Below are 13698 nucleotides of genomic sequence, written 5' to 3' on the forward strand. Positions count from 1 at the left end.
ATTCAACATATAATCAAAAGAACATGCTAAAGAGTAATATTGATAAGGCAACTAGTTTTGAAAAGCGTTTTGAAAACGCTGGTACCGTAGTTTATGAGGATTCAGAGGCAGCATCAAAAGCTGTAGCCGAGGAAATGGCGGCTCTAATTAGGGTTAAGCAATCTCAAAAACAACCTTGCATTTTAGGATTGGCAACGGGTTCTACGCCAAAAGGCTTATATGCTGAGTTGGTAAGAATGCACAAAGAAGAGGGCTTGAGCTTTAAGAATGTAGTGAGTTTCAATTTGGATGAATATTACCCAATGGAGCCCGATTCCGTTCATAGTTATGTTAGGTTTATGAAGGAGCTTTTATTTAATCATGTAGATATTTTACCTGAGAATATCCATATTCCAGATGGTACATTAACAAAAGAAAACATATCTGAACATTGTAGTAATTACGAAGCAAAAATAAAAGCTTTAGGCGGTATAGATCTTCAAATATTAGGTATAGGTGGTAACGGACATATTGGTTTTAACGAGTCAGGATCTTTGCAAAACTCAAGAACCCGCTTGGTCGCATTAGACCATATTACGCGTGTGGCAGCAAGTAATGATTTTGGTGGGTTGGATAAAACACCTAGAACAGCAATCACCTTAGGTGTTAAAAAAATTATGGAGGCCAAACGTGTTATTTTAATGGCATGGGGAGAGCGCAAGTCTGAAATTATCAAAGCTGCTGTAGAAGGTCCTGTAACGAATCAAGTTCCTGCATCTTTCCTACAAGAACATGATAATGCCACATTTGTTATTGATCAAAATGCAGCATCAAAACTTACACGGATTGATACGCCATGGTTGGTTGAGAAGATCGAATGGACTCAAAAATTAACCAGAAAGGCTGTATTAGGTTTAGCATTAAAATTAAAGAAGCCGATTTTAATGTTAACAGATGCAGACTATATTGAGAATGGAATGAGCGATTTGCTAGCCGACTCTGGGCCGGCTTATGATATTAATATTGATATTTTTAACCAAGTACAACACACTATTACCGGATGGCCAGGAGGTAAGCCCAATTCTGATGAAAGTAAACGCCCCGAACGTGCTGAACCTGCCAAAAAACGCGTGCTTATTTTTAGTCCGCATCCAGATGATGATATTATTAGCATGGGTGGTACTTTTAGACGTTTAGTTGAGCAAGGCCATGATGTGCATGTAGCGTATCAAACCTCTGGGAATATTGCTGTTGCAGATGATGAGGCATTGCGTTTTGCAAGTTTTGTATGTGATTTTAATAAGAAATTTGATATAGAAAGTTCTGAAACTCAAAATATTTATAAAAAAACTGTAGCTTTTTTAAAGAATAAAAGGCCTAGTGAAATGGATATACCAGAGGTTAGGCATATCAAAGGACTCATAAGAAAGGGAGAAGCACGAGCTACAAGTCATTTTGTTGGTTTAGAGGATGATCACATCCATTTTATGGAACTGCCTTTTTATGAAACAGGTACCATTGAAAAGAAACCCATTGGTGAAAAAGATATAAAACTAACTATGGATTTGATTGAAAAGATAAAGCCTCATCAAATCTATGCAGCTGGCGATTTGGCAGATCCACATGGCACGCATAAAGTATGTTTAGATGCTATTTTCGCTGCAGTAAAGAATCTAAAAGGCAAGTCGTTTATGAAAGATTGTTGGGTATGGTTGTATAGAGGGGCATGGCAGGAATGGGATATTGACGAAATTGAAATGGCAGTACCAATGAGCCCAGGTCAGGTACTAGAAAAGCGTTATGGAATATTTAAGCATCAATCTCAAAAAGATGGCGTAGTATTTCAAGGTAATGATAGCAGGGAGTTTTGGGAAAGAGCCGAAGATAGAAACAAGGAAACAGCTCAACTTTATCACGAATTAGGTTTAGCCCACTATGCCGCAATAGAGGCTTTTGTGAAATATGATTTTTAATGTAAAGGAGGATAGAATAATTCGATATGTTTGAAAACGTTAAATATTTAGAAAACAGCTACAAGTTGTCTTTTCAAGGTTTTATAGATTCGACTGAATCGTATAATAAGTTAATCAATTGGATAAGTGCTGAATATGTGCTTTTTCTATAAGATTTTTCAGAATGTTTAACCATTTTTTTTCCAGGAGGAAAATTAGAAATAAGTAAGACTAAAAAGGTAGAGCAGTTGGTACAGTTCAGTATAGATGTAGAAAGCAAATATGAAAAGCAATGCATTAGTATTAAGGATGATATAGCTCAAATTATAAAACATTTCGAAGTCTTTACTAATGCCTATGAAGCGACTGATGCTTGAATATAAATAATGTTGATGCAGATTTAATAAAAGGTAAACTCATGACCGAGGAATTTGATGCCATTGTTATTGGAACAGGAGTGTCTGGAGGTTGGGCAGCAAAGGAACTTTGTGAAAAAGGACTTAAAACCTTGGTGCTGGAACGCGGTAGAATGGTTAATCACGTAGCAGATTATCCAACAGCAAATAAGGATATTTGGGAGTTTGCGTATAGGGGGAAACCAACTTCAAATGATAGAATAAAACAATTCAAGCAACACCGAACGGGTTTTGTAACCCATGAAGCTACAAGTCATTGGTTTGTTAACGATTTAAAGCACCCTTACAATGAAAAAAAACGTTTTGATTGGATAAGGGGTTATCATGTAGGCGGTCGTTCTATTACGTGGGGTAGGCAGTCCTTGAGAATGGGTAATCTTGATTTTGAAGCCAACAAAAAAGAGCATATTGCCGTAGATTGGCCTATTAGGTATAATGATATAGCGCCTTGGTACACTAAAGTTGAAAAATTTATTGGTGTTTGTGGAGAAAAATTAGGGCTATCTCATTTACCGGATGGCCATTTTTCGCCCCCTATGGCTTTAAATGTGGTTGAGCGTTACTTTAAAAAGGTAATTTCAGAAAATTATACGAATAGATATTTAACTATAGGGCGTTTTGCAAACTTAACGGGAGACGCTGTTCACGAAGGTAGAGGAAATTGTATTTATAGAAACAGGTGCATGAGAGGCTGTCCTCTAGGAGCTTATTTCAGCAGTAATTCTTCAACATTGCCAGCAGCGGAACGAACAGGCAATATGGTGTTAAGGCCAAACGCGATAGTACATGAGATTATTTACGATGATTCCAAAAATAAAGCGACAGGCGTTAAAATTATTGATGCCATATCAAAAGAAAAAATAGAATATTCTGCGAAGATTATTTTCTGTTGCGCTTCTACAGTTGCAACTACGAGTATATTGCTACAATCTAAATCTAAAAGATTTCCAAATGGCCTGGGGAATGACAGCGGGGAGTTAGGACATAATTTAATGGATCATCATTTTAGGGTAGGGGCAACCGCAGAAATAGATGGCTTCACAAAAGACTTTCAGAATAAGTATCGTCCAGGAAGTTTCCATATTCCTAGATTTAGGAATTTAGAAGATGCTTCAACTAAAACAGGATTCTTAAGAGGATACAGTTTTCAAGGTAGTGCCAGTAGAACTGATTGGAGACGTGCAATTAAAGAATTAAGCTATGGTAAAGCATTTAAAGACAGTCTTTTAAAACCAGGAAATTGGCGTATTGGTATTACGGGCTTTGGCGAATGTTTACCATACCATGACAATAAAATGGAGCTAGATTATAATAAACTAGACGAATGGGGTTTGCCAACCATTACATTTGATGCAGAGTTTAAAGAGAACGAAATGCTAATGCGTAAAGATATTAAGAGAGAGGCAATTAAAATGTTAACTCTAGCTGGTTTTAAAAATGTAACAGGTTTTGATGAGGCATTTTATCCAGGGCATGCTATACACGAAATGGGGACTGCTAGAATGGGCCGTAACCCAGAAACATCAGTACTTAATAAATACAATCAAATTCATGCGGTACCAAATGTTTTTGTTACTGATGGCGCTTGTATGACGTCTTCGGGAAACCAAAACCCTTCTTTAACCTATATGGCATTAACAGCTAGAGCTGTAGATTACGCTATAAAACAATTAAATGCTAAAGCCTTTTAGGTATGGAGAGAAGAACGGCCATAAAAAATATTGTAATGTCTTTGGGTATCAGCGTAAGTGCTTCTTCTGTACTAAGCATTTTGGAATCATGCACAAATAATAGGGCTAAATTCAAACCTGTATTTTTTAATTTGAATGAAAAACGTCTTATTGATCTTTTGGTGGATATCATTCTTCCAAGAACGTCAACTTTAGGTGGTAAAGATTTGAATTTAACTCAATTTGTAGATAAAATTTGTAAGCATGTATTGGCAACCCAAGAGCAACATTTTATGAAGCAAGGAGCAGAAGTGTTTCAAAGCAGATTAAATGATGAGTTAAACAAGACAATTTCTAATGCTTCAGCAGCCGATTTAGAAGTCTTTGTTAGTTCGCATTTCAATACGTCAAAAGAAAAAGAAATTTTTAGTTTACTAGAGCAGGATTTCGATACGTTAAACGAGGCAGAGAAAAACAACTACCAATTCTTTTATTTCTTTAAGACAGCTAGGGAATTTAGCTTGTTGGGTTATTTCACGTCACAATCAATCGTGGAGGATTATCTTAAGTAACAGAATTGTGTACTACGATTGAGTGATAGGGTTAATTTTATACTTATTAATAATTTTTTCTACACCACTAAGTTTAGCCTCCCTTTTAAAAGTGGCGGGAGGAACTCCAAATTCTTCTTTAAAGCTTTTAGCAAAGTACTTCGGGTCTTTATAACCAACCATATATGCTGCTTCTGAAATGTTATAACCGTTTTTAATAATTAATAATGCAGCTTTTTTTAATCTTAGGGATTTTACTAAGTCTATTAATGTTCTACCGGTAATCTCTTGATATTTTCTGTAAATAACAGAATAGCTCATATTAAAAGTTTTGGTTAAATCTTCCAGTTTAAAATCCGGATTTTCTAATTGCGTATTAATTTCATTCACCAAATCTTGTAAGAAAATATCATCTTTTGAGGGTTCGCTAATATCGACTGGAGCGCTAATAAGATCAGTTTTATATTTAGAAATAATTTTTTCTCTAGAAGTAAGAATGTTGTTGACTTTTAACAATAATTCATGAAAGTTAAAGGGCTTCTTTATATACTCTATAGCGCCTACATTTAGGCCTTTTATTTTTGCAGATGTTGAATTTTTAGCTGTTAATAGTATAATAGGGATATGATATGTAGATTTCTTTTTTTGTAGAGTTTTCGACATCTCGATACCATCCATAACGGGCATCATAATATCACTTATTATTAAATCTGGCATGTGTTTTTCGGCTAGAACAATACCCTCTTTACCATTAGGAGCAATTAATAAGTTATAATAATCACTTAAAACATCTTTTAGAAACATTTGCATTTCTATGTTGTCTTCAACAATTAGTAATGTTTGGTTTTTATCTTTAATTAGATTGTTGACAGAATAATCGCTATCGGAGATTAATGCTTCGTTTTTCGATAAATTGGATATAGTGTTGGTGTCTTGGATTAAAACTTTTTCGTCTTGAGTAAAAATATCTTCTCTAGTAGATAGATTTACAGAAAACGTTGTGCCGGTTTCTGGGGAAGATGAGACATTAATGCTGCCTTTGTGGAGATTTACAAGGTCCTTTGTTAGCGCTAATCCAATACCGGATCCTTTTGTCCCCTTTCCTGTTTCTGATTGATAGAAAAGTTTGAATATGTCATCTAGCTCGTTTTTAGGGATTCCTGGGCCAGAATCTTCTACAGAAATTTTTATCTCTTCTTCCGAAGGTATTTCTATGACTTTTACTTTTATAGTGCCTTCGCTAGGTGTAAACTTAAATGCATTAGATAATAAATTATAGATAACATGCTCAATTTTTTCGGAATCGTACCAAATTTTAATATCGTTTTTTGGATATTCTTGGATGAAATCAATATTCTTAAATCGAGCTTGTTCACTAAAAGATTGAGATATCCGCTTTAAATCTGCTATTAAATCGTTTTTTGATGCATAAACTCTTAGCCTTCCAAGTTCTTTATTTCTAATGGTCATCAATTCCATAGCAATTCTAGAAAGACGGTTGGCGTTATTATCTATCATTAAAAGACGTTGTCTCAATAGTTCATTTCCATTATCCGTAGCTCTTTTTAACATGTCTGAAATTGGACCAAGAATTAAGGTAAGTGGAGTTTGAATTTCATGAGACATTTTTGCGAAAAAATTCATTTTTAGAGCGTATAGCTCCTTTTCTTTATTGTTTTCCCAAGTTTCTTTCGCAAGTCTATTCTTTAAACGTAGCCATAGTACAATGCTGTATGCAATTAAAGCTACAGCAATTAGATATAGCATATAAGCCAAATTACTTTGGTACCATGGTGGCATAATAGATAAATTAACGGCAATAGGGGTGATATTCCAGTTGCCTCTTTTGGAGCCTGCTTTAACTTCGAATGTGTAGTCGCCATGAGGTATGTTAGTGTATGAGGCTGTTCTACTTTCCTTTGGTGCTATCCAGTCTTTATCAAAACCATTTAACCTGTACACATAGTGATAGTCAGTATTTATAATATTGCCTATAGCTGCAAACTGAAACGAAAAAGAAGATTGATCGTAATCGAGTTTTAAGTGCTCTACACGTTCGACGCCCTGTTTTACCTGATTAGGAATAATCAAATTTGCAGGTTTGTTTAAAATTTCAATATCATTGATGTATAGTTGGCCTTCTGTATTCGTTTTAATAAGATCCTTTGGGGAAAAAGCATTTACGCCATTTTCTCCTCCGAAATAAAAGGTGCCCTCATCATCTTTAAAAGCACTTCTAAAAGAGAATTCCTTACTTTGAAAACCATCTATTTGGTAATAGGAGTTTAACTCATCTTTTTCTAAATTATAATGGTGCATACCATTTAAACTACTAAGCCATAAATTATTTGGATCCTCTAGTAATAACGCTGTAAAAAAGTATTCTTTCAAAGATTCTTTTTTGTAATACGGTAGAAAGGATTCTTTTTCGAGATTAAATTGAATTAACATGCCTGAGGCACAAACCATCCACAGGGTGCCTTGAAAATCTGGTACTAACGATAGAATGTTGTAATTCCGTAAATCGTCATTATCATTTAAAAAATAATTATGTTTGGTAAAATAGGAATCATTTAAATCATTGAAATTTTCATTAAACTTAAACAATTGACTTGGGTTTACACTAAGCCAAACAGTTTTGTTTTCATCCTCTGCTAGACTCATTGAAACGTTTCCAAATAATCCATTTGAATCATATTTAAATGTTGCCAATAAATCTTGATTGGTATTATAGATATTAATGGACCTAGTTGAGGTTGCCCAAATTCTGTTCTTTGAATCTTTGAAAAGAGTCCTTATATCATCTGAATAAAGGTTATCAGAAATTATGGTTTTTAATTTTTGAAATTTATCCCGTTTCGGGTAATAAATCCATAAGCCATTTTGATATGTAGCTATCCAAATATTACCATGAGCATCTTCTAATAAATTTTGGATATATCTAGCCTCAAAATTATCGCCATCTTTGGTATAATGGTCTTTTTTTCCATTTAAAAAAACTCTATTCAGCCCTTTTCCGTCGGTACCAATATATATAGAACCATCTTTTGCCTTTAGCACAGATAATACTTTAACGGGGGTATTGTTTGTTAAACCATTATAGTATTTAATGGTGTTGCTTCCTTTTGGCAGAATATTAATTATGCCGTTTTTATCTATTATCCAAATATTGTTATTTGAATCCTCCGTAATAAACAATATTGTATTGCTACTGATAGAAAATTTATTGCTTTCTTGGTGCTTGTAAATATTTATTTCATTGTTCTTTTGGTCAATATTGTATAATCCATCCCCATCAGTTCCTGCCCATATGTTTCCAAGGCTGTCGCAGTAAAGCGAGGTAAACAAATGGTGCTGGGAAGCAGTACTTACTCCTCCAGTCTTGTCATATTGCTTAAATAGTTTGCTCGAAGGATTGTAGCTAAATAAACCATCCAATTCTGTAGCAAGCCATATTTTTCCAGAAGCATCATTTACTAAATTAATTATCTGAGTTTTATCGCCTAAAGGACTTTCAAATAGTTTTAGTTTCTTTTCTTGTACAGCATAGTTGTATATTTTTCCATTTAGTGTACTTATCCATAAAGAATTTTTATCACTAAGGGCAAGGCCTTTAATAATTTGAGGTTTTTCGTTTACTGATGGTAGAGTTGCAATATATTCAATAGTAGAATCATCGGCCTTGTATTTATATATGCCTCCTGTTGAAGAGCCAAACCAAACATAGTTTTCATATGGCTTAATACTGGTTATTTGAACATATTCATCCTCTGATTTTAATTTGTCTCTATAACATTCATAATAACCATTAGGTGTTATTTTGGTAAGTTCCCCTTTAAAAGAAGCGACCCATATATTACTTTGATTATCTTTTTTTAAAACGTATTGCCTATCGCCAGTAAAGTCATTTCCAAAAACTGTTTCAAGCGATGTGGTTGAAAAATTGTAGCCATTATATTTGTGCAAGCCGTCACCATCAAGAATAATCATAAACCCTAGATTATCTTCTGTAATTTGTGCGCTTGCAGAAAATTCCTTGTCTAGTTTGATGAAGTTCGAATTCTCTTGTCCCCAAGATATACTTACAAATGATAGTAAAATAGAATATGCTACAAATTTTAAATATGTAACCATTTTTAAGGCATAAAAACGTTAAAGAAAATGCAATTTATTCAAAAATAGATGTTTTAATTATTTAAAAAAACTTTTAACCTCAATTAAACCATTTTTATCGTGTGATTGATATAGCGCTATTAAAAAAGGGGGGTAATTCGTCAAAAATGGTAGGTAAAATAGTTTTTTTACAATGTATGAGTAAAAAACACACCTTTTTAGATAAAAAAAACCACACTAAAAACCAGTAAACTTTAACAAATTTGTAACATAAGATAGAAAAGGCATTTTTTGTGAGAATTATAAGGTGTTTCTATAGTAAAATTTAAGAATAATGAACAAGAGAAGGAACTTTATTAAAAATACAGCAATTGCAGGGGTAGGAATGGCTATGATGCCGCATATGACCTTTGGATTGTCAAAAGGGGTTTTTAACGATAAATTAAAAGTAGGGCTTATTGGTGTTGGACTAAGAGGAACGAATCACTTAGTAAACTTGCTGCATAGAGATGATGTAGCTGTTACAGCTATTTGTGATATCGATTCCAACAGAATTTCATTAGCACTAGATAAAATTTCTAAATCAGGAAAAAGAAAACCTGAAGTTTTTGGGAAAAATGACTATGACTACAGGAATCTTTTAGAATTAGATAATGTTGACGCTGTTATTATAGCAACACCTTGGTTATGGCATACACGTATGGCAAAAGACGCTATGAAAGCCGGTAAGTATACCGGTTTAGAGGTTTCTGCAGCGAATACTTTAGAGGAATGTTGGGATTTAGTCAATGTTCACGAACAAACAGGCACACATTTAATGCTTCTTGAAAACGTTAATTATCGTCGTGATGTTCTAGCTGTGCTTAATATGGTGAAGCAAAATGTGTTTGGAGAATTAATGCACTTTAGATGCGGATACCAGCACGACTTGCGCTTCGTAATGCTTAATGATGGAAAAACAGCTTATGGTAAAGGTGTGGAATTTGGAGAAAAAGGAATTTCAGAGTCCGTATGGCGCACACAGCATTCTGTATTAAGAAATGCGGATGTATATCCAACGCATGGCATCGGTCCAATAGCTGCTATGTGCGATATTAACAGAGGAAATCGTTTGGTGTCTCTAACTTCTCACGCTACAAAAAGCCGGGGTATGCATAATTATATCGTAGAGCATGGCGGGAAAGATCACCCAAATGCTAAAGTGAATTTTAAAATGGGCGATGTAATTACTTCTACTATAGAAACGGCCAATGGAGAAACTATAATAGTAACCCACGATGTGCATTTACCAAGACCGTATTCATTGGGCTTTAGAGTTCAGGGTACTAAAGGACTTTGGGAAAAAGATGGGGATAGAATATATATTGAAGGCAAATCAGAAAAACCACATCGCTGGGACGATTCTAAAGAGTGGCTTAAGAAATATGACCACCCACTTTGGAAGAAATACGGCGAAAAGGCTACTGGGGCGGGTCATGGAGGCATGGACTTTTTTGTGATACAAGCTTTTGTTGAGTCAGCAAAACAAAATATTGCGCCACCAATGGACGCTTATGATGCTGCCGCTTGGAGTGCCATAACACCATTGTCTGAACGTTCAATTGAAAATAACGGGGAGCCACAGGATTTTCCAGATTTTACAAGAGGTTTGTGGGTGAAACGTAAACCGTACCAATGGATGAAAGATACTTTTTAAAATAAACTACTAATCAATAACTAAAATGAATACTAAATCAATCTTTAAATTATGAGAAAAATACTAACTTTAAAGTTCTTAGGAATTTTGTTGATGCTGACATGCGCGATGCAAGCACAACAAAAAACTGTAACAGGAACAGTAACTGACGGCTTAGGAATTCCATTAGCGGGTGCTACGGTAGCCGTTAAAGGTACGAACAGTGGTGCATCAACCGATTTTGATGGAAAGTTCTCTCTGTCAGTAGGTAATAATGATGTGCTAGTTGTTTCTTACATTGGATTTGTAACTCAAGAAATTACGGTAGGTCAAAAATCAACAATTAATGTGTCTTTAAAAGAAGATACGGCACAACTCGATGAAGTAGTTGTAGTTGGTTTCGGTACCCAGAAAAAATCCAATGTAACGGGTGCGAACTCTTACGTAAAAATGGATAAAATTGTATCAGACAGACCTATTACAAATGCTGCCGAAGCATTACAGGGTATTGCATCTGGTTTACAGGTTACGGTTGGTTCTGGTCAACCTGGTTCAGAGGGTGTAAGCTTAAATGTAAGAGGTTTTACTTCTATTAATGGAGGTTCTCCGTTAGTTTTAATTAATAACGTACCGGGAAGTTTAAATGATGTGAATCCACAGGATATTGAGTCTGTCTCTGTACTGAAAGATGCTGCGGCATCCTCTATATATGGTGCGCGTGCAGCTTTTGGTGTAATAGTAATTACTACAAAGCAGGGTAAAAGAAATCAAAAAGTAAAGTTTGATTACAATGTAACCTCAAGTATATCTACGCCTTCTGATTTGCCTGAAAAAGCAACAACTAAGGAGTTTGTGAGATCATTAGAGTTTTGGGGTGTTAACGCATATTTTGCTGGTCAGAATATTAGCGATTGGTTAGGGTATATTAATCAATATGAGACAGACCCAAGTCAACTTAATTTAGCCCAAGATCCTGTGTCTGGTCAAACGTATCCAATTCACTTTGACGGAGGACAATATTATCCGTTGCAAGATGCAGATACTTTTGGTGACTTTATTGAGAATTTTGGATATTCAACCATTCATAACTTTGCAGTTAGTGGTGGTAGCGAAAATATTGCATATCGTTTAAATACCGGATATAGCTACCAAGATGGAGTGATGGTGACAGATAAGGATTCTTTCAGGAAATATAACGTAAATGCGTTGATTTCTGCCGATATATCTGAGAAATTAACTTCAACTAGTAATGTGTTATTTAGATCAAGTATACAGTCTAGACCTAATGGGCGTTACAATGATGCAGTACAGGTTAGGATGTTCGATCCTTCTAGTGGATTTTTCGATGATGGTTCAGGGCTAGTTTTACCTTTCCAATCACCATCTAATGTAGTGAGATTCAGCGAGCCAGGGAGAAGAGAAGACGATAACTTAAGATTGTTCCAAAAATTAGAGTGGAAGCCTCTAAAAAATTTATCGGTAACTGGTGAATATACGTTCGAGAAAAATTATGTTAATAATAGAACTGTTAATAACGGGCAACGTTATTACAGTACTTTTAGATTTAACCCGAACACCTCTGAAGCCAATGCGCAGACAAGTTCAAGTATATCAAGAAACCAATCTAATAGAATATATAACGGTATTAACCTTTACGCAAACTACAATTTAACTTTAGGTGAAAATCATAATATAGGAGTATTAGTTGGTCTAAATAAAGAAGATGAAAAACAAAATTTCTTTTTTGCTACAAAAAGAAATTTAATTGATCCGCTAGAAACACCATCGTTAAATTTAGGTTTTGATGACACCAATGTTAATGTAGGTGATGCCTTTTATGAATGGGGTGTTGTTGGTTATTTCTCTCGTTTAAACTATAACTATAAGGAGAAATATTTTATTGAAGGAAATTTACGTTACGATGGCTCATCTTTATTTGCAGATGGCGATCGTTATGTAGTGTTACCATCGGCATCTGTTGGTTGGAATATCGCTAAAGAAGGGTTTATGGAAAATGTTGATTTTGTTTCCCTTTTAAAATTTAGAGCATCTTATGGTGTTATTGGAAATCAGGTGTATAATAGGCCAGGTACTAATTCTAGAGACTATTTTCCAACTATCCCTGGATATGAGGATTTTACAACAAGATGGACAGACATAAATACTGAACAACGTTATATTAGTTTTAGTCCGGCAGGATTAATAAGTGCTGGATTTACATGGGAAGATGTAGAATCTAGAAACTTTGGATTGGATTTTGGCTTGGCTCAAAATAGACTTACAGGTTCTTTTGATTACTATGTTAGAGAGACCAATGGAATTTTAGGTCCTGGTGCTGAACTTCCTGCTGTTTTAGGAACCAATGCTCCTTTACAAAACTCGAGGGACATAGAAGTTACTGGATGGGAATTTGAACTTGGTTGGAACGACCGAAGAGGAGATTTCTCTTATGGTTTAAACCTTAATGTATTTGATAATATAGCAAAAGTAACACGTTTTGATAACCCATCGCAAGACATCAGTCAGGTATATTGGGAAGGTTCAACTATTGGCGATATTTGGGGTTATGTTACAGATGGGTATTACACCACGGATGATTTTGTTGATGGTACCTTAAATGCCGATTTATCGGGAGATAACAGGCAATTAAAACCAGGTGTACCAATTATAGATGGTGCGCCAGTACCTTATCCTGGAGATATAAAGTATCAAGATTTGGATGGTGATGGTGTTATCACAAATGGTAATAATAGCGCGTCTTATGATATTGATCCTAATACTGGAGAAATTATTGCTCGTACAGGACCTGGAGACCGTAAGGTAATTGGAAATGGCAGAAAGCGTTACCAGTTTGGTATTAACGGATTTTTGGAGTACAAAGGATTTGATTTCTCATTTGTGTTAAGTGGTGTTGGAAAAGAAGATGGTTGGAGAGATTCAGATTTAATTTTCCCTTACCGATCTGTTTTTGATAATATTTATGCGAATCAATTAGATTATTGGACACCAGACAACCAAAATGCATACTTCCCAAGAGTGCATGGTAATGCAGCGGCAGGAAATATAGACAGTAATTATGGATTAAGTAGAAGGGTACAAACGAAATACCTACAAGACGAAAGTTACCTAAGAATACAAAACATTACCTTTGGCTATAGTATAGATAGCGAATTATTAAGACGTATGAAGATTAATAAGTTTAGAGTGTTTGTGTCTGGTAACAACCTATTTACATTCGACAATTTGCCAAAAGGACTAGATCCTGACGTAAATGAAGATGCTGCAAGTACGTATCCAATACTGAGACAATTTTCAGCTGGTTTAAATCTGTCATTCTAAAAA

Annotated in this window: 6 protein-coding genes; 5 read left to right on the forward strand and 1 reads right to left on the reverse strand. The window is 35.0% G+C overall.

Annotation, left to right across the window (positions count from 1 at the left end; genetic code table 11):
• The first annotated feature begins 23 nt into the window (after window positions 1–23).
• The 3 genes from nagB to BMY39_RS04220 all read left to right on the forward strand — a co-directional run bounded on the left by nagB (window position 24) and on the right by BMY39_RS04220 (window position 4589).
• Window positions 24–1952 carry a glucosamine-6-phosphate deaminase gene (gene nagB, locus BMY39_RS04210; protein ID WP_092575875.1) on the forward strand — a complete coding sequence of 643 codons (1929 nt, stop codon included), beginning with the start codon at window positions 24–26 and terminating at the stop codon, window positions 1950–1952.
• 397 nt (window positions 1953–2349) lie between these two features.
• A complete protein-coding gene (locus tag BMY39_RS04215; RefSeq protein ID WP_092577665.1) occupies window positions 2350–4038 on the forward strand; it encodes a GMC oxidoreductase in 1689 nt (562 codons plus the stop codon).
• Between the two features lie 2 nt (window positions 4039–4040).
• Window positions 4041–4589: a gluconate 2-dehydrogenase subunit 3 family protein gene (locus tag BMY39_RS04220; protein ID WP_092575880.1), complete on the forward strand. Its 549-nt coding sequence runs from the start codon at window positions 4041–4043 to the stop codon at window positions 4587–4589.
• Window positions 4590–4601: 12 nt separating this feature from the next.
• On the opposite strand, the gene BMY39_RS04225 is transcribed toward BMY39_RS04220, so the two are convergent.
• Entirely contained in the window at window positions 4602–8702 is a 4101-nt protein-coding gene (locus BMY39_RS04225) for a hybrid sensor histidine kinase/response regulator (RefSeq protein ID WP_092575886.1), read from the reverse strand.
• Window positions 8703–9015: 313 nt separating this feature from the next.
• On the opposite strand from BMY39_RS04225, the gene BMY39_RS04230 reads away from it, so the two are divergent.
• Complete coding sequence (locus tag BMY39_RS04230; protein WP_092575889.1) at window positions 9016–10377, forward strand: Gfo/Idh/MocA family protein; 1362 nt, start codon at window positions 9016–9018, stop codon at window positions 10375–10377.
• Between the two features lie 51 nt (window positions 10378–10428).
• A complete protein-coding gene (locus BMY39_RS04235; protein WP_092575892.1) occupies window positions 10429–13695 on the forward strand; it encodes a SusC/RagA family TonB-linked outer membrane protein in 3267 nt (1088 codons plus the stop codon).
• Window positions 13696–13698 lie beyond the last annotated feature (3 nt).

Source organism: Hyunsoonleella jejuensis, assembly GCF_900111025.1.
Taxonomy (GTDB): Bacteria; Bacteroidota; Bacteroidia; order Flavobacteriales; family Flavobacteriaceae; genus Jejuia; species Jejuia jejuensis.